Annotated in this window: 16 protein-coding genes; 2 read left to right on the forward strand and 14 right to left on the reverse strand. The window is 73.5% G+C overall.

Annotated features, from left to right (window positions below):
- Positions 1-54: 54 nt before the first annotated feature.
- Together ABZ135_RS25510 and ABZ135_RS25515 are read right to left on the reverse strand one after the other, a co-directional pair.
- Complete coding sequence (locus ABZ135_RS25510) at positions 55-1,056, reverse strand: alcohol dehydrogenase catalytic domain-containing protein (protein WP_356698575.1); 1,002 nt, start codon at positions 1,054-1,056, stop codon at positions 55-57.
- 74 nt (positions 1,057-1,130) lie between these two features.
- Positions 1,131-2,285: a mandelate racemase/muconate lactonizing enzyme family protein gene (locus tag ABZ135_RS25515; protein WP_356698576.1), complete on the reverse strand. Its 1,155-nt coding sequence runs from the start codon at positions 2,283-2,285 to the stop codon at positions 1,131-1,133.
- Positions 2,286-2,482: 197 nt separating this feature from the next.
- Here ABZ135_RS25515 and ABZ135_RS25520 point away from each other — a divergent pair, with 197 nt between their 5' ends.
- Entirely contained in the window at positions 2,483-3,256 is a 774-nt protein-coding gene (locus ABZ135_RS25520; RefSeq protein ID WP_356698577.1) for an IclR family transcriptional regulator, read from the forward strand.
- Positions 3,253-4,104 (forward strand): SMP-30/gluconolactonase/LRE family protein, encoded by an 852-nt coding sequence (locus ABZ135_RS25525; RefSeq protein ID WP_356698578.1) that lies wholly within the window; start codon positions 3,253-3,255, stop codon positions 4,102-4,104. Before ABZ135_RS25520 ends, ABZ135_RS25525 begins: the two co-directional genes overlap by 4 nt.
- A gap of 22 nt (positions 4,105-4,126) precedes the next feature.
- Here ABZ135_RS25525 and ABZ135_RS25530 read toward each other — a convergent pair whose 3' ends face one another.
- The 12 genes from ABZ135_RS25530 to ABZ135_RS25585 form a co-directional block, all read right to left on the reverse strand.
- Positions 4,127-5,239, reverse strand: a complete 1,113-nt coding sequence (locus tag ABZ135_RS25530) for a pectinesterase family protein (protein ID WP_356698579.1) — start codon at positions 5,237-5,239, stop codon at positions 4,127-4,129.
- 120 nt (positions 5,240-5,359) lie between these two features.
- A complete protein-coding gene (locus ABZ135_RS25535; RefSeq protein ID WP_356698580.1) occupies positions 5,360-6,709 on the reverse strand; it encodes a polysaccharide lyase family 1 protein in 1,350 nt (449 codons plus the stop codon).
- 2 nt (positions 6,710-6,711) lie between these two features.
- Positions 6,712-7,515: a rhamnogalacturonan acetylesterase gene (locus ABZ135_RS25540; RefSeq protein WP_356698581.1), complete on the reverse strand. Its 804-nt coding sequence runs from the start codon at positions 7,513-7,515 to the stop codon at positions 6,712-6,714.
- Entirely contained in the window at positions 7,512-8,852 is a 1,341-nt protein-coding gene (locus ABZ135_RS25545; protein WP_356698582.1) for a sugar ABC transporter substrate-binding protein, read from the reverse strand. Before ABZ135_RS25545 ends, ABZ135_RS25540 begins: the two co-directional genes overlap by 4 nt.
- 48 nt (positions 8,853-8,900) lie before the next feature.
- Entirely contained in the window at positions 8,901-10,412 is a 1,512-nt protein-coding gene (locus ABZ135_RS25550; RefSeq protein WP_356698596.1) for a family 43 glycosylhydrolase, read from the reverse strand.
- A gap of 128 nt (positions 10,413-10,540) precedes the next feature.
- Positions 10,541-11,386: a PmoA family protein gene (locus ABZ135_RS25555; RefSeq protein WP_356698583.1), complete on the reverse strand. Its 846-nt coding sequence runs from the start codon at positions 11,384-11,386 to the stop codon at positions 10,541-10,543.
- Entirely contained in the window at positions 11,383-12,582 is a 1,200-nt protein-coding gene (locus tag ABZ135_RS25560; RefSeq protein ID WP_356698584.1) for a Gfo/Idh/MocA family oxidoreductase, read from the reverse strand. Before ABZ135_RS25560 ends, ABZ135_RS25555 begins: the two co-directional genes overlap by 4 nt.
- On the reverse strand, positions 12,579-13,472 hold the full coding sequence (locus tag ABZ135_RS25565; RefSeq protein ID WP_356698585.1) for a carbohydrate ABC transporter permease: 894 nt from the start codon (positions 13,470-13,472) through the stop codon (positions 12,579-12,581). Before ABZ135_RS25565 ends, ABZ135_RS25560 begins: the two co-directional genes overlap by 4 nt.
- Positions 13,469-14,395: a sugar ABC transporter permease gene (locus ABZ135_RS25570; protein ID WP_356698597.1), complete on the reverse strand. Its 927-nt coding sequence runs from the start codon at positions 14,393-14,395 to the stop codon at positions 13,469-13,471. The genes ABZ135_RS25565 and ABZ135_RS25570 overlap by 4 nt, the downstream gene beginning before the upstream one ends.
- Before the next feature lie 161 nt (positions 14,396-14,556).
- Positions 14,557-16,290, reverse strand: a complete 1,734-nt coding sequence (gene araD, locus ABZ135_RS25575) for an L-arabinonate dehydratase (RefSeq protein ID WP_356698586.1) — start codon at positions 16,288-16,290, stop codon at positions 14,557-14,559.
- Complete coding sequence (locus ABZ135_RS25580; protein ID WP_356698587.1) at positions 16,287-17,195, reverse strand: dihydrodipicolinate synthase family protein; 909 nt, start codon at positions 17,193-17,195, stop codon at positions 16,287-16,289. Before ABZ135_RS25580 ends, araD begins: the two co-directional genes overlap by 4 nt.
- Positions 17,192-17,842 (reverse strand): GntR family transcriptional regulator, encoded by a 651-nt coding sequence (locus ABZ135_RS25585; protein ID WP_356698588.1) that lies wholly within the window; start codon positions 17,840-17,842, stop codon positions 17,192-17,194. Before ABZ135_RS25585 ends, ABZ135_RS25580 begins: the two co-directional genes overlap by 4 nt.
- Positions 17,843-18,068: the final 226 nt, after the last annotated feature.

Below are 18,068 nucleotides of genomic sequence, written 5' to 3' on the forward strand. Positions count from 1 at the left end.
TTGTTCGCGGCTGACGGCGCACGGCCGGCCGTACGTGGCCGGTGCCGCGGCCCGTCAGGGGCGCAGCAGCACCTTTCCGGTCCCCGGATCGCCGCCGCCCACCAGGGCGAGGGCCTCCGCGAACCGCTCCAGCGGGAACTCATGGCTGATCAGCGCCCCCGGATCCAGGCGGCCGTCGGCGAAGGCGGCCACCGCCCCGGCCCAGTCGGCGGAGGACGCCCCGAAGACGCTGCGCACCTCGAGCTGGCTCACGGACAGGTGGACGGGATCGATGCCGACGGCCCCCTCGGCGAACATCCCGGTGAGCACGACCCGGCCACCCCTGCGGGCCAGCAGACACGAGGACGCGGCCGTGGTCGGCGCGCCGGCCGTCTCCACCACCAGGTCGAAGCGGCCGTGGCCCGCGGCCTCCGCCGCACCGGGGGTGAGCACCTCGGTCGCACCCTGCCGCAGCGCCTGCTCACCGCGCGCCGCCCGGGGCTCGACCACCGTCAGCTCGGCGGGCGAGGAGGCGGCGAGGAACTGCACGGCGAGCAGACCGAGGGTGCCGGCGCCCACGACCGCGATCCGCTCGCCCGGCCGCGGGCGCCCGGCCCGGACGGCGGCGGCGACCACGGCGGCCGGTTCGAGCAGCGCGGCGGCGCGCAGATCGGCTCCGGCGGGCAGCAGGTGCAGCAGCCGGGCGGGGACGACCACATGGTCGGCGAAGGCACCGGGCTCGGTGAACCCGGTCTCCGCGTAGCCGCCGGTGCACAGGCTGGTCTCGCCGCAGCGGCAGCGCGCGCAGTCGCCGCACGTGCGGAAGCCCTCGGCGACGGCCCCGCGGCCGAGGAGCGCCGGGTCGCCGCCGGGCCCCACGGCCTCGACCGTGCCCGCCCACTCGTGGCCGGGCACGACGGGGTAGCGGACATAGCCGGGCGCCCGCCGGCCCTCGTACACCTCGCGGTCGCTCAGACAGATCCCGGCGGCGGCCACCCGCAGCCGCACCTCACCGGGACCCGGCTCGGGGACGGCACGGGTCACCAGCCGGTGCACACCGGGCTCGGGAACGAGCACCGCCCGGCTCAGGGCCGGGGGTGGTGTCGGTGCCGCCCCCGGCGCCCCCGCCCCCGATACCCCTCGCCCGGCGATCACTTCGGCGCCCTCCGCTCCCAGCCCTCGGCCCACAGGTCGAACCGGGCGCGCTGCTGCGGGAATTCCGCGGCGGCGTCCACGTCCAGCTCGACGCCGAGGCCCGGCGCGTGGGAGATCTCGAAGCAGCCGGTCTCCGGGTCGACCCGGGGCGCGCCGCGCACGATCCCGGTGATCTCCGCGTCGGCGAAGTCGTTGAAGTGCTCCAGGATCTTGAAGTTCGGGGTGCAGGCGGCCAGTTGCAGCGAGGCGGCGGTGAGCACCGAGCCGCCCACGTTGTGCGGGGCGACCATCACGTAGTGGGTCTCGGCGGTGGCCGCGAGCTTGCGGGTCTCCAGGATGCCCCCGATGTGCCCGAGGTCGGGCTGGATGATGTCCGCCGCCTGGGACTCGAAGAGCTCACGGAACTCGATCCGGTCGTGGATCCGCTCCCCGGTCGCGATCGGCAGGTCCACCTTGTCGGCGACCTTCTTCAGCGCCTTGAGGTTCTCCGGCGGGACCGGCTCCTCCAGCCAGGCCGGCCGGAACGGGGCCAGCTCGTGGGCGAGCCGTACCGCCGTGGCGGGGGAGAAGCGGCCGTGCATCTCCAGCATCAGTTCGGTGTCCGGGCCGATCGCGTCACGGACCGCCTCGATCAGGGACACCGCGTACCGCGAACGCTCGGCGTCCAGTTCGAGGTGGCCGTTGCCGAACGGGTCGATCTTCAGGGCCCGGTAGCCGCGCGCGACCACCTCTCGGGCCGCCTTGTGATACGCCTCCGGAGTGCGCTCCGTGGTGTACCAGCCGTTGGCGTAGGCCCTGACCCGGTCGGTCACCTGTCCGCCGAGCAACTGCCAGACGGGGACGCCGAGGGCCTTGCCCTTGATGTCCCAGCAGGCCGTCTCGATCACGGCGATGCCGGACATGACGATCTCGCCGGCCCGGCCGTAGTCCCCGTACTTCATCCGCCGCACGAGGTCCTCGACCGCGAACGGGTCCGAGCCCGCGATGTGGTTGGCCTCGGCCTCGCGCAGATACCCGAGCAGCGCGTCGGTGTGGCCGAGCATTCGCGTCTCGCCGACACCGGTCAGGCCCTCGTCCGTGTGGACGAGGACATAGGTGAGGTTCCTCCAGGGCGTTCCGACGACATGAGTGGTGATTCCCGTGATGCGCACGGCGGATGCTCCTCTGCTCCCTTGATGTTCGATATTTCGTCACACGTTCGAAATCGTGGCGCGACCGTATGCAGCCGTCCCCGGGGTGTCAATGGTCCGCGCGGCCATTGCCCCCGAACCCCCGTCTGGTTAGCCTGAGTTCGCCATACCGGCCAATGGTCGGGATATCGAACGTACAGAGGGGCGGGGTGACGGCCATGGGGCGTCTCGTACCGGCGGTGACCAGGGCATTCGACATTCTCGAACTGTTCCTGCGGAGCGACGACACCCTCTCCGCCCCGGAGATCACCCGGAAGCTCGGCCTGCCCCGCACCACCACCCACGAGCTCCTCACCACCCTCGCGGCCCGGCACTACCTCACCGCCGTGCCCGAGCAGCCCGGCCGCTACCGCCTCGGCGTCCGCACCCATCAGCTCGGCAGCCGCTACGCCGAACAGCTCGACCTCGCCGCCGAAGGACGGCGCGTCGCCCAGGAGATCGCCCAGACCTGCGACGAGACCGTCCACGTCGCCGTACTGGAGGACCTGGACGTCATCTACATCGCCAAGGTCGACTCCACCCACGCCGTCCGCATGGTCTCCGCCGCCGGCCGCCGCCTCCCCGCCCACTGCACCTCCGTCGGCAAGATGCTCCTCGCCTCCCTGCCCGAGGCCGAGCTCGACGCCCGTATCGACGGCCGCGAACTCACCGCCATGACCCCGCGCAGCATCACCGACCCCGGTGCCCTGCGCACCGAGCTCGCCGCGATCCGCGCCCGCGGCACCGCCACCGAGCACCGCGAGTCCAACCCCGACGTCTCCTGCGTCGCGGCGCCCGTACGGGACGGCTCCGGGCGGGTCGTCGCCGCCCTGTCCATCTCCGTGCCCGTCATCCGCTGGAGCGAGGAGCGCGAGGCCGAACTCGGCGCGCTCGCCGCCCGCGGCGCCGCCGACCTCTCCCTGCGCCTCGGCCACCGGACGGCCCCGCGATGACGCCGCCGGCCCCCGAGGTCGCCGTGCGGACGGACGCCGCCCTCGGCGAGGGCCCCACCTGGGACGCGGCCGGCGCCCGCCTGATCTGGGTCGACATCCTCGGCTCCCGCGTCCACACGTACGCGCCCGCCGACGGCGCCCGCACCGTGACGGACACCGGCCAGCACGTCGGCGCCGCGAAACCCCGCGCGGGCGGCGGACTCGTCGTCAACCTCCGGGACGGCGTCGGCCGCTACGACACCGACGGCGCCTTCTCCTGGCTGCGCCACCACCCCGTGGCCGGCCGCCGCGGCAACGACGCCGCCGTCGCCCCCGACGGCAGCCTCTGGGCCGGCACCATGCGCTACGACGAACGGGAGGGCGGCGGCGACCTCGTCCGGATCGCCCCCGGCGGCGACGCCACCCCGCTCCTGACGGGCGTGAGCGTCAGCAACGGCATCGGCTGGAGCCCCGACGCCCGGCTCGCGTACTACATCGACACCCCCACCCGCCGGGTCGACACCCTCCGCGTCGAGGACGGCCAGGTCGTCGAACGCCGCCCCTTCGCGACCGTCGCACCGGGCGCCGGACTCCCCGACGGCCTCGCCGTGGACGCCGAGGGCTGCGTCTGGGTCGCCCTGTGGGACGGCGGCCGGCTGCACCGCTACACCCCGGCCGGCGCCCTCGACCGCACGGTCCCGCTGCCGGTGCGCCGGCCGACCGCCTGCGCCTTCGGCGGCCCCGGACTGCGCGACCTCTACGTCACGACCGCCCGCACCGGCCTGCCCGACCCGGAACCCCTCGCCGGCTCCCTGCTGGTCCTCCCGGACATGGGGGAGGGGCTGCCGGCCACGCCGTTCGCCGGCTGACCGACAGCCCGCGCACCGGCCGTCAGCGGCCGAGCGTGCCGCGCGGGTCCCAGTCCCCGAGATACGCGGTCCGGGTCGCGGACGCGGCCTGCCCGGCCGTCAGTTGGGGCCGGTTCTCCGGGACGGAGACCTCGGCGCCCGGACCGGTGTTGCGGTACTCGGCGAAGCGCTGCCGCTGCCACGGGAAGGTCTCGCGCATGTTCGCGTACGGGGCGACGGCGTCGATCCCCGGCCCGAGCACGCTGTCGCGCACCACCAGCGACGGCCGGGCCGTCGGGTCCGAGCCCGGCACCCACGGCCGGGCCAGCTTGTAGAAGCCGTCCGGTGCCTCGCTCGTCACGCGGCAGCGGGACGCGAGGAAGCCGTACGGGGTGGTGCGCGCGGTCGACGGCGCGAAGACGAAGCCCAGCGGCGCGTCCGTCCGGTCCTCCCGCAGCAGGGTGTGGAAGCGGCAGTGCGCGAAGACCGCGGTCGCCCGGCCGAAGACGAAGTCGACGTCGCCCTCGATGTGGCAGTGCGCGAAATACTGCCGGGCGACCTGCGACAGCGCCGTCGAGTCGGCGTACAGGGTGTCCTGGTGGCCGAGGAAACGGCAGTGCCAGAACGCCGACCGGTCGCCCTGCGTCTTCAGGGCGACGGCCTGCGTGCCGCTGTTGCCGGGAAGGTCACTGCGCAGGAAGTCGTTGGCGAAGGTCACCCAGTGAGCGGTGAACCCGTCGGCCTGCACGGTCGTGGTCGCCGACCCGGTCGTGCCGTACGGAGTGCCGTCGGGGCGGAGCGTGCCGGCCGCGTTGTCGTACACCACGACGACGTCCCGGGCGTTCTCGCTCGCCCCGATCCACGTCATGTCCGTACGGGCCGGGCTCACCGCGACGGTCTCACGGTACGTGCCGGGCGCCAGGACCAGCGTCCAGCCGGCCCCGACGGCGGCCGACACCGCCGCCTGGACGGTGGTGTGGTCGCCGAGACCGCCCGGGTGCACGTACAGCGTGCGCGGGGTGAGCCGCGCCCCGGGCGAACCGAAGCGGCCGAAGGGGCGGCTCCGTTCCCGGGCGTGCGCCCCGGTGGGCACGGCGAGGGCGAGTGCCGCGCCGGCGCCCGCGGTGAGCAGGGCACGGCGGCTGGTCGAAGGCATGACGGGGCTCCTTGCAGTGGGGGAGGGGGCCGGTGCGGGGCCGCCGCGACGGACGGCAGACGGCGCCGCACCGGCGGTACGGGGGAGGAGCGGGCCGGAACGGACGGGAGCGGGCGGGGCTCAGCGCAGGGCGCGACCCGCGCCGGCGCGGTGACCGACCAGACCCGGCACCGCCTGCGGCCGGTCGACCCGGGCGCGCAGCACGGGCGTCCAGCCCGCGTCCGCGCGCAGCACCTCACCCGGGAACTCGGCGTTGTGCACGGCGAGCAGATCGACCGCCCGGCCGTTGACGAGATTGCCGGACGTGGTGACCGGAGCGTCCTTCCACTTCTTGAGGATCCTCCCGGCCGGGACACCCTCGGCGAGCGTGAACGCGTTCTTCTCCGCGACCAGTTGCGACTCCTGCCCGATGCCGAACGAGTACGCGTACGTGGAACCCGGCACGACGAAGTGGTTGTTGTACGCGTCGACCTTGCCGAACCGGACCCGCGGCGCCCGCTCGACCACGTTCCGGAACAGGTTGTGGTGCAGGGTCACCCGCAGCTTGCCGCGGTCCGTGGCGCCCGCGCCGTCGCTGTTGCCGATCATCAGCGTCTTGTCGTGGTCGGCGAACACGTTCCACGAGGCCGTCACCAGGTCCGCGCCCCGCACGATGTCCAGCTCGCCGTCGTGCCGCTGGTACAGCTCCCCGTAGTACGAGGGCAGCGAGGAGTCGGGGTGGGCCCCGTCGGTGAACGTGTTGTGGTCGATCCACACGTGCGTGGAGCCGTACACCACCATGCTGTCGTACTCGGAGTTCCACGCCCCCGTCGCCCCGTCGGTCGGGTCCCACTGCGGGAAGCAGTCCAGCGGGCTCTCCAGGGTGAGGTTGCGGACGATGACGTTGTCCACGCCCGTGATCTGCAGACTGCCGCCGGTGATGCCGGCCGAGCGGCCGACCCCGATGACGGTGGTGTTGGCCGGCACCTTCACCTTGACCGCCTGGCCCTGGCGGGCCGCCGACGCCGCCCGCAGGTCCTCCTGGGGGCCGCTGACCTCCTTCTCGTACCCCCACACCTTCGGGTCGTACGCGGCGAGGTAGGCGCCGAAGTCGTAGCCGGGCTCCTCGAACGCCGAGCAGCCCGCGGCCGTCGCGTCCAGCGTCCCCACGACCCGGACGATCCGCGGCTCGGTGCCCGGCACGGCGAGCGCCGCCCGGAACTCCTCCCAGGTGGTGACCGTGAAGACCCGGGACGCGGCGGCCGCGGAGCCGCCGGTCGTCCCCGTACCGTCCGAGGCCCAGCCGTCCCGTGCGCCGAGCACGGCCCGCTCGGGGGACGACGTCGCGGAGCCTCCCCGCCCGGCCTGCTCCGTCGGTCCCGCCTGGGCGGCCGGCACCGGGCCGGCGATCGCCGCCGCCAGTGCGACCGCTCCCGCCGCCCACGCCGTCCCGCCGTGCCGTGCTCCGCGTGCTCTCCGGTCGTGCCGCATGCTCAGCTCTCCTCCGAATCGGGCCAGGTGATCCACCCGGCGGGTATCCCGTCGTCCAGACGGCGCGTCTCGCGCGGCGCGAGGACCCCCGTGCGCAGCAGCTCGCCCGCCACCAGCCGGGCCACCTCGATCGCGCCCGGCGGGTTGAAGTGCGTGTTGTCCTGCTCGGCCGGTGTCCAGTTGAAGTACGCCTTCGTCGCCTCCGGCCCCAGCCGCTGCCACAGCGCCAGGGACAGCGCCTCCACGTCGAGCAGCGGGACGTCGTCCTCCCGCGCCACCGCCCGCATCGCGGCCGGGTACTCCCCGAGGGTGCGCAGCGCCGTCCCGGCGGCGTCGAAGCGGCGCCGTTCGACCGAGGTCGCCAGGACCGGCAGCGCCCCGCGCTCGCGGGCGCCGGCCACGAACACCCGCAGGTTCTCCTGGTACGTCGTCCACGGGTCGGTGCCGCGCGCCGGGTCGGTGGTCTTCTGGTCGTTGTGGCCGAACTGGACGATCAGCACGTCTCCGGGCCGCACGGCCCGCAGGACGGGGTCGAGCCGTCCCTCGGCCAGGAAGCTCCTGGTGCTGCGGCCGTCGACCGCGTGGTTGGCCACCGTGACGTCCCGGTGCAGGAAGAACGGGAGGGCCATGCCCCAGCCGGTCTCGGGCGCGGCGTCGGCGTATTTCCGGGCGGCGGTGGAGTCGCCCGCGAGGTACAGGGTGCGCATACGGGTCCCCCTCGGGGCTGCGACGGCGGCCGCTGCCCCGGCCGGGGCGAGCGCGAGGCCCGCCCCGGCCGCCAGCAGACCGCGGCGGGTCACGGTCACCGGCCCAGGCTCTTCCACTCGGCCTGCGCCTCGTTGAGCTGCTCGGCGAGGCCGTCGAGGAAGTCCTTGGCGGACATCGTGCCGAGCAGCACCTTCTGGAAGGCGGGCTCGTTGTCGGCCTTCGAGATGGTGTTCCAGTCCGGCAGGTAGTACGGCAGCTCGACGATCCTGGTCCTGCCGCTGAAGAGGCTCTCGGCGGCCAGCCTCGTCGGCTCGGACGCCTGGATCCAGGCGTCCTTCGCGGCCTCGGTGTTCGACGGGATGGCGCCCGCCGACCTGTTCCACTTGCTGTTGGCCTCATGGGAGGCGGCGTACTCGATGAACTTCCAGGCCGCCGCCTTGTTCTTGCTGGAGGAGAACAGACCGAGGCCGTCGACCGGGTTGGACACCTGCACCCGGGTGCCGTCGTCCCTGGTCGGGTTGGGGATGCCCCGGAACTTCTCTGTGCCGAGCGCCTTCACATGGTCCTGGTAGGAGCCCAGGTTGTGGTTGAGCATGCCGATCTCGCCGCTGTCCCACTGCGCGACCATCTTGGTGAAGTCGTTGTTGACGTCGGCCGCGGGGGTGGTCCGCTTGAACAGTCCGGCGTACTTCTCCAGCGCCGCCACGTTCGCCGGGTCGTTGACGGTGGTCCTGTCACCCTTCCAGAAGTCGGTGATGCCGCTCTGGCCGTACATGGCGTCCAGGGCCTGGGCGACGGACCCGGCACCGCCGCGGATCGTGTAGCCGAAGCGGTTCTTCGTCCGGTCCGTCAGCTTCTCGGCGGCCGTGTAGAACGCAGACCACGTGGTGGGCTCCTTCAGGCCGGCCGCCTGGAACAGATCGGTGCGGTAGTACAGGACGCCGTTGTTGGCGGAGGTGGGGACGGTGAACAGCTTCCCCTGGCCGCCGGCCGACTTCACGCTCTCCACCATGCCCGCGTTGAGCTTGCCCTTCAGCGGGCTCGCCTCGAGCCGCGCGTCCAGGGGCTCCAGGGCGTTCTGCGCGGCGATCCCGGCCAGCATGGCCGCGCCGACGCCGCCGACGTCGGGCAGACCGCCGCCCTGGATGGCCGTGTCGTACTTCGACTGGACCTCCTTGGAGGCGATCCCGACGTACTTCACCTCGATGTCGGGGTTCGCCTTCTCGAAGTCGGCGATGATCTCCTTCCAGATGTCGGTGCGGACACCGCCGTTGTTGTCCCAGAAGGTGATCTCGCCCTTGCCCGAGCCCTCGCCGCCCTTGTCGCCGGCGGCGCCGCTGCCGCCGTCGCCGCAGGCGGAGACGGTCAGCGCGAGCACGGTGGTCAGGGCGAGGGCGCAGGCGGCTCTGTGCCGTCCGCCACGGAAGACGTTCATCGTCGGCTCTCTTCTCTCGGGTCGTGCGGGGGATGGGGGGTTGCGGTCTTACGGGGTGATGCGGAACGCGGTGAACTCGGCCGTCCCGGCGTGCCCCGTCCCGGGCGGCGCCGCGGCGAACAGGCCGAGCAGCGCCCCGACCCACCGCCAGGGCGTGGCGGCGAATTCCCGGCCGAGCGGTACGAAGCCGTCGCCCGTGTCGGCCGCGAAGCGGCACCGCGCGTCGGCGGTGAGTTCGATCCGCAGCGAGGCCCGGCCCTCGGGCGCGGGCAAGGACGGCGCCGCGTCCCGCTCCCGGTCGGCGCCGGCCGGGGCGAAGCGGTGGACGAGCCGCACCGAGCCGTCGCCCTCACGGGCCAGCCCGATCCAGCCGTAGGCGTCGCCGAGGACCACCAGTCCGGCTCGCGCGCCCGGCGCCGTCGCCCGCGCGTCGAGGCGCAGTTCCACCTCCACTGCGCAGGCCCGGGCGGGCATCCGCTGGGTGAGGATCTGCGGCAGGGCCCGCAGATCGTCCAGGAGCTCGGTCCGTCCGCAGGTCAGGCGCAGCCCGTCGCCCGCGTGGCCGACGGTCCAGCCCTCCGCCGGGTTGGCCGTCCACTGCCACTGACGCCCGAACCGCCCACCGGGGAACCGGTCGTCGTGCGCGGGCGCCGACGGCGGCTGGGCCGGCAGGTCCGGCTTCGGATGGACGAGCACGGGCGCCCCGTCGCGGCCGAGCACCGGCCACCCGTCGGCGTCCCAGCGCATCGGCTGGAGGTGGACCACCCGGCCGTGGGCCCCGCGCTGCTGGAAGTGCAGGAACCAGTCCTCGCCCCGCGGGGTGCGCACCCAGCCGCCCTGGTGGGGGCCGTTGACCGGGGTGTCGCCCTGCGCCAGCACGACCCGCTCCTCGTACGGGCCGGTGAACGACCGTGAGCGGAAGGCGCCCTGCCAGCCCGTGGCCACCCCGCCGGCCGGCGCGAGGATCCAGAACCAGCCGTCGTGCCGGTACAGCTTGGGCCCCTCCAGGGTGAACCAGCCGGGGATCCGGTCGGCGTCGACGAGCGTCGTCCCCGCGTCCAGGAGCCGGGTGCCGTCCGGGCTCATCCGGTGCCCGGTCAGCCGGTTGTTGAAGCCCGCCCGGGACTTGGCCCAGGCGTGCACCAGATACGCCTCGCCGGTCTCCTCGTCCCACAGCGGGCACGCGTCGATCAGCCCGCGGCCCGCCTTCACCAGGTGCGGCTCGCTCCACGGACCGCGCACCGACGGGGCGTTGACCTGGAAGATCCCGTGGTCGGGATCGCCCCAGAAGATCCAGAACCGGCCGTCGTGGTGGCGCAGCGACGGCGCCCACACCCCGGCGTCGTGCCGGGGCGCGGCGAACGCCGCCTCCGGCCGCAGCCGGTCCAGGGCATGCCCGACCAGCGTCCAGTTGACGAGGTCGCGGGAGTGCAGCAGCGGCAGGCCCGGGGCCCGCCCGAAGCTGGACGCCGTCAGATAGAAGTCGTCGTCGACCCGGACGACGTCGGGATCGGACCAGTCCGCGGCGAGCACCGGATTGCGGTACGTGCCGTCGCCCAGATCCCCGGTCGGCAGATCCCCGGTCGGCAGGTCCCCGGTCGGCAGGTCCCCGGCCCGCAGGTCCCCGTTCGGCGGCTCCCCGGCCCGCGGGTCGCCGGCCGGCAGCGCGCGCCGCCCGTACGGAGCGGTCATGGCGTCACCGCCGTACGCGCGAGGGTCGCGGCTTCCGCCCGGTCGAGCCGGCCGTCGGCCACCACGGTGACCACCCGCCGTACCACCGTGCCCCCGGCGGGGACGTCGAGCCGGCGGTCGAGCGCGAGGGAGGAGCCGACGCCCGGATACTCGGCGGCGCGGACGAACCACGGATCGCGCCGGGTCTCCTCGTCGGCCCCGGCGAACACCAGCGTCCAGCCCACGCCCGCCAGGGCGACCCAGGCGCCGCGCTCTCCGTGCACGGCCGCCTCCCCGTCCCCGGCGGCACCGAACACCTCCGGCGGCGCCGCCTCCTTGGGCGCGCGCCAGAAGAAGCCCCCGTACCCGGCGCCCGGCCGCCCGTTGGTCGCCGGGCTGCCGATCGACAGACCCGTCCCCGAGGCGTCGGTCAGCGCGAAGGCCAGGTCGAGCGCCCAGGCGGTGGGGCCCAGCGCCCGCACCCGCAGCTTCCGTTCCTCCCGGAGGACGACTCCGTCACCGGCCGTCCAACTGAGCCGCTCCGTGAAGCCGTCCGGAGCGAGCCGGGTGAAGCCCTCGTGCCGCTGCCTGCCGTGGTCGGCGAGCTCGGTCGGCCCCCGGCCGCGTACGAAGGTCCGCCCGCCCCAGAAGTTGTGGCCGGCCACATCGGGCACGGCGACCGACACCCCGAGGTGGTGCGGATGGTCGGCGGGCATCAGCTCGCTGACCGGCACCCCGGCCAGGGTCGTCACCGGGTGCAGATACGGACGCGGCGCGTGGCGCGGCGTCAGGCCGGGCCGGATCGTGTACGAGGCCACCGGCCGCCCCGCGCAGCGGAGCTCCAGCACATCGGGCGCGTTCACCGGACCACCCCCTCGGCCCGCCGCGCCCAGGGCGCGCCGAGCTCGGAGAACAGCCGCAGCGTCTCGGCGCTCTCGTCGACGAGCCGCCCGATCCCGGGCACGGTCCGGCGCGGGCCGCCCTCGCCCCGTACCGTCCGGCGGAACTCCTCCGGCAGTTCCACCGGGTCGGGCGCGCACCGCACCGCCTCCACCACCCGCATGAACGCGCCCGTCTCCTCCGGCGGCACCAGCAACCGCGCGCCGGCCGTCACATGGGCGACCAGGTTCTCCAGGAGGCCGGTGCGGCCGTGCACGGTCTCCACCGGTCCGTGGCCCGCCCGCTGGAGCAGCACCCGGTCCTGCTTGTACCAGAACGTGATCCGCCCCCGGCTGCCGTGCACCACCACGTACGGCTCGGCCGCCGTCTCCGCGCACAGCGTCGCGGCGACCGTCACCCGCCGGCCGGCCGCGGTCACGATCCGGACGCAGGAGGTGTCGTCGGACTCGATGGCGTGCGCCCGGGCCAGCTCCGTCTCGATGTGCACGACGTCCTCGGCGCGCGGGCTGTCCGCGAGCGCGAGGGCGGTGGCGACGGCGTGGGCCAGTGGGTTGGTCAGCGCCCCGTCGACGACGTCGACCCCGTCGAGCCGCCGCCGTCCCGCCCACGGCGCCCGCCGGAAGTACGCCTCGTCGCGCACCCAGGCGCCGGCCCCGCCGACCCCGAGCGGTTCGCCGATCGCCCCGTCCGCGATCAGCTCGCGGATCGCGGGCACGGCGTGCGAGCCGAGCGACTGGAAGCCGACCTGGCAGGCCACCCCGGCCGCCGCGACGCCCTCCGAGATCCGCAGGAACTCCGCGTACGACGGGGCCGGCGGCTTCTCCAGGAGGAGATGGGCCCCGCGCCGGGCGGCGACGAGGGCGAGCTCGGCGTGGGTGGCGATGGGGGTGCAGACGATCGCGATCCGCGCTCCGGTCGCGGCGAGCAGCGCGTCGAGGTCCGCGGACTGGAGCGGCGCGTCGAAACCCTCCAGTTCCGTGGCGTCCAGCGGGCTCAGCTCGCAGACCCCGGCCAGCCGGACGAGCCCCGCCGCTTCGAGGCGGCGCAGCTCGGCCAGATGCCAGCGGCCGTGACCACGGGCCCCCACGAGGACCACGGGGACGGGCGTGCCGAGCGGGCCGACCGGACCGACGGGGGCGTTCGGGCTGTGCGCGCTCATCCCTTCACCGCCCCCGCGCTGAAGCCGGTGACCAGCCACTTCTGGATGAAGGCGAAGACGATCACCACCGGCACGGCGGCGATCACCCCGCCGGCCGCGAGCGCGCCGAGGTCGACGCTGTCCGCGCCCATCAGCGTGTTGAGGCCGACCGGGACGGTCTGCTTCTCCTGGTTGCCGAGGAACATCAGGGCGAAGAGGAAGTGGTTCCAGGCGTGGACGAAGGCGAAGGAGCCGACGGCGACCAGCCCGGGCCGCAGCAGCGGCAGGACCACGACGCGGAAGGCCCTGAACCGGCCGCAGCCGTCGACCCAGGCCGCCTCCTCCAGGGAGTACGGCACGTTCCTGATGAAGCCGCTGATGAGGATCATCGACAGCGGCAGTTGGAACACGGTCTCCGCGATGATGACGCTGCCGAACGAATTGATCATCCGCAGTCCGGCGAAGATCTGGAACAGCGGCACGAGCAGCAGCGCGCCCGGCACGAACTGCGAGCACAGCAGGGCCAGCATGAAGCCCTTCTTCAGCCGGAACTCGAAGCGCGCCAGCGCGTAACCGCCGGCCAGGGCGACCACCGTCGTCAGGACGAGCGTGGCGACACCGACGTACACGCTGTTCTCGAAGTAGGTGGCGAAGCTGCGCTCGGTCCACACCTTCTCGAAGTGGGCCGTCGTCATCGGCCACGGCACGAGCGAGGTCGAGCCGGCCGGGCGGAGCGCGAAGAGCAGGATCCAGTAGAAGGGGATCAGGGTGAAGAGCAGATACGCGCCGAGCGGAAGGTAGATCTGCCAGCGGGGCACCTCGTCCCAGGCCCGGTGCCGCTTGCGGTTCCGTGGCGTTCCGGGCGGGGCGGCCGCTTCGGCCCGGACCTCGATCCGGTCGAGGAGGGTCATCGGTTCTCGCCTCCGAACTTGCTCAGGCGCAGATACACCGTCGAGCAGAAGAGCAGGATCACGAACGCCACCGTGGTCAGGGCGGAGGCGTAGCCGAAGTCATGGGCGTCCACGCTGGTGTGGGCGATGTACAGCGGCAGGGTGGTGGTCTCGCCGGCGGGCCCGCCGCCGGTCAGCGTGTACAGCAGGTCCACGTTGTTGAACTCCCACACCGCCCGCAGCAGCGTGGACAGCACGATCGCGTCCTTGAGGTGCGGCAGCGTGATGTGGCGGAACTGCCGCAGCCGGCTCGCTCCGTCGACCTCGGCCGCCTCGTACAGGTCCTTGGGGATCGACTGCAGGTCGGCGAGGATGAGGATGGCGAAGAACGGCACCCCGCGCCACAGGTCGGCCACGATCGCGGCCGGGAAGACGGTGGCCGTGTCGGACAGCCACGACGTGCCGTACGAGCCGAGGCCGGCGTCCGCGAGATAACGGCTGATGCCGGTCTGGGAGTTGTAGAGCAGCACCCAGATCGCGGAGGTCAGCACGCCGGACACGGCCCAGGGCGAGAACACCAGCGCCCGGCCGAGCGCCCGCCCCACGAAGGTCTGGTTCACGATCAGCGCCAGGGCGAGACCGAAGAGCAGTTGGAGCGACACCTCGACCACGACCCACTTGAGGCTGAAGGCCAGCGTCCCCCAGAAGTGCGGGTCCTCGGTGAACAGCTCCGTGAAGTTCGCGAGCCCCGCGAAGCCGTTCCGCCACGGCTTGGTGGGGTTGTAGTGCTGGAGGCTGTAGTAGAAGACGCTGAGGACGGGATACGCGATGAAGCCCAGCATCAGCAGCCCGGCGGGCGCGATCAGCAGATACGGCAGTCGGCGCGGGGGGCCTCCGGGGCGGCGGCGCCCGGGCGGGCGCACCGCCCGGGGTGGTGGGGTCATAGCTGTGGCCATGACGGCGGCTCCGTTCTGGTGCGTGGTGCGGCGCGTGGTGAAGCGCTTCGCGAAGGGCGTTCGAGATATGGACAGGGGCACCGGAGTGCGGGCCGGGTACGGGGCGCGAAGGCCCCGTACCGGGCCGTGGAGCGGCTGCGGCGGGCGGCTCAGCCCGCGTACGGATCGGGCGTGGCACCCGGCCGGGCCAGGAACGCGAAGTCGCAGCCCGTGTCCGCCTGCGTGATCTGCTCGCTGTAGAGGGCGCCGTACCCCCGCTCGTAACGGGCCGGCGGCGGCGTCCACTCCGCTCGGCGACGCGCCAACTCCGCCTCGTCCACGTTCAGGTGGAGCGAGCGGCCGGGGACGTCGAGCGTGATCGTGTCCCCGGTGCGGACCAGCGCGAGCGGCCCGCCGACGTACGACTCGGGCGCCACGTGCAGCACACAGGCCCCGTAACTCGTGCCGCTCATCCGGGCGTCGGAGATCCGCACCATGTCCTTCACGCCCTGCTCGAGCAGGTACGCGGGGATCGGCAGCATCCCGTACTCCGGCATGCCCGGGCCGCCCTTGGGGCCGGCGCCGCGCAGCACGAGGACGTGGTCGGGGGTGATGCCGAGCGCGGGATCGTCGATGGTGCGCTGCATCGTGCGGTAGTCGTCGAAGACGACGGCCGGACCAGTGTGCTTCAGCAGCCGCTGCTCCATCGCGATGTGCTTGATCACCGCCCCGTCCGGGCACAGATTGCCGCGCAGCACCGCCACCCCGCCCTCGTCCGCCAGCGGCCGCTCCCGAGGCCGGATCACCTCCTCGTCGTGGACCAGGGCCCCCGCCAGTTGCGCGCGCAGCGTCGGGTGCGCGACCGTGGGCCGGTCCAGGTGCAGCACGTCCGTCAGCCGCGACAGGAACCCCGGCATGCCGCCGGCGAAGTGGAAGTCCTCCATCAGGAACCGCCCGCCCGGCCGCAGGTTCGCGAGCACCGGCACCGTCCGCGCGATCCGGTCGAAGTCGTCGAGCGTGAGGCGCACCCCGGAGCGCCCCGCCATCGCGATCAGATGGATCACCGCGTTCGTCGAGCCGCCCAGCGCGAGCACCGCGGCGACCGCGTCCTCGTACGCCTCGCGGGTGAGGATCCGCGAAAGCCGCACGTCCTCCCGCACCAGCTCCACGATCCGCATGCCGGACGCGGCGGCCATCCGGTCGTGCCCCGAGTCCACCGCCGGGATCGACGACGCCCCCGGGACGGTGACGCCCAGCGTCTCCGCCGCGGCCGTCAGCGTCGAGGCCGTGCCCATGGTCATGCAGTGACCGGGGGAGCGGGCGAGGCCGTTCTCCAGCTCGGCGAGCTCGCACTCGCCGATCCGCCCGGCCCGCTTCTCGTCCCAGTACTTCCACATGTCGGTGCCGGAGCCGAGGGTCTCCCCGCGCCAGTGCCCCGGCAGCATCGGCCCGGCCGGCACGAACACCGCCGGCAGGTCCACCGAGGCCGCACCCATCAGCAGCGCCGGCGTCGACTTGTCGCAGCCGCCCATCAGCACCGCTCCGTCGACCGGGTACGAGCGCAGCAACTCCTCCGTCTCCAGGGCGAGGAGATTGCGGTAGAGCATCGGCGTCGGCTTCTGGAAGGTCTCCGACAGCGTCGAGACCGGGAACTCCAGCGGAAATCCGCCCGCCTGCCACACCCCGCGCTTCACCGCCTGCGCCCGGTCGCGCAGATGGACATGGCAGGGGTTGATGTCCGACCAGGTGTTGAGCACGGCGATCACCGGCTTGCCCAGGTGCTCCTCGGGCAGATAGCCCAACTGCCGGGTCCTGGCCCGGTGGCTGAAGGACCGCAGGCCGTCCGTGCCGTACCACTGGTGGCTGCGCAGCTCCTCGGGACGCCGTCCCCCGCCCGCGCTCATACCGGCCACCCGGCGGCTATCCCGGCGACCTCGGCGCGGGCCGCCTCGGGCAGCCGGCGGCTCGGCGGCCGGATGTCGCGCCGGCACAGACCGAGCGAGGCCAGAGCCTCCTTGACGACCGTGACGTTGTCGGCGCTCCCGTCGGCCGCCCGCAGCTCCTCGAAGCGGCGGATCCGCGCCCACACCTTCATGGCCGCCGGATAGTCGCCCGCGCGCAGGGCGTGCAGCATCTCCAGGGAGAGCGCGGGAGCGACGTTGACGAGACCGGAGGTGAAGCCGGTCGCGCCGCCCGCGAAGTACGAGGGTGCGTACGGCTCGGCGAGCCCCGCCACCCACACGAAGCGTTCCAGGCCCGCGTCCCGGGCGAAGCCGGCGAAGTGCGCCGCGTCCGGGACGGCGTACTTCACGCCGATCACGTTCGGGCAGGCGTCGGCCAGCTCGGCGAGCCGGGTCCCGCTCAGCCGGGGGTTGCGCAGATACGGCACGATCCCGAGCTCCGGCACGGACTCCGCGATGGCCCGGTGGTAGTCCACCCAGCCGGAGGCGGAGACGTACGGGTGCACCGGCTGGTGCACCATCAGCATCCCGGCGCCCGTGTCACGGGCGTGCCGCGCGGTCTCGATCGCGGTCGGCAGGTCATGGCCGACGCCGACCAGGACGGCGGCCCGCCCGGCGGCCTCCTCGACGGTCAACTCGGTGGCCCGGAAGCGCTCTTCGGGAGTGAGGGCGTAGAACTCGCCGGTGTTCCCGTTCGGGGTGAGGGTGCGCACGCCCGCGTCGAGCATGCGGCGCAGCAGCGCCCGGTGGGTGTCGGTGTCGAGCCCGCCGTCGGCGGCGAACGGGGTCACCGGAATGGCGACCACGTCGGCGAGCGCGGCCCTCAGCTCGTCGAACCGCATGCTCACTCCGTCTCCTCGGGCTCGGGGAAGGCGCGGGCCACGAACGAGGCGATGTGGTCGTGGACGGCCCGCCCGGCCCCCTCGACGTCCCCGGCGGCGGCGAGGCGCAGGATCTCCTCGTGCTCGGCGGCCTCCCGCTCCCAGGAGGGGATCGCCGCCCAGGCCACGGTGGAGACCAGGGCCGCCTGGTCGCGGACCTCGTCCAGCATCCGGCCGAGCAGCGGATTGCCGCAGGGCAGGTAGAGCGCCCGGTGGAACTCCCGGTTGGCGAGGGAGCGTTCGGCGGTGTCCGCGGCGACGGCGGCCCGGTGCAGCGCCTCACGGGCGGCGTCCAGGGGCGCCCCGGCGGCCACGGTCCTGCGGACCGCCTCCGGTTCGAGGAGCAGCCGCACGTCGTAGACCTCGCGGGCCATGTCCGTGTCGACCATTCGGACCGTGACGCCCTTGTACTGGTTCAGCACCACGAGCCCGCTCCCGGCGAGGGTCTTCAGCGCCTCGCGCACCGGGGTCTTCGACACCCCGAAGCGTGCCGCGAGTTCGGTCTCCACCAGGGCCTGGCCGGGACTGAGACCGCCGGTGAGGATGTCGTGCTTGATCGCCTCCAGGACGTACTGGGTGCGGGACGGGATGGGGCTGGGGGCGGCGAAGGCCATGACGCACTCTCAGATCTCGCGTATCGCGTCTCATATATGACGTACGAAGTGCAACGCCGATGAAGCTAAGGGGGTGTTGAGGCTTCGTCAATGCTTCGCGCGCGATTGATGGAAAGCGCTTGCTCCCGCTTGCTCCCGTGGACGCGGCGCGGCCCCGCCGGCCAGGGCGACCTCGGCCGCGCGAGCTGGGCCATCGCCCGCTCCGGCCTCGCCTGGTACTCCGGCG

Source organism: Streptomyces sp. NPDC006339, assembly GCF_040612775.1.
Classification (GTDB): Bacteria; Actinomycetota; Actinomycetes; order Streptomycetales; family Streptomycetaceae; genus Streptomyces.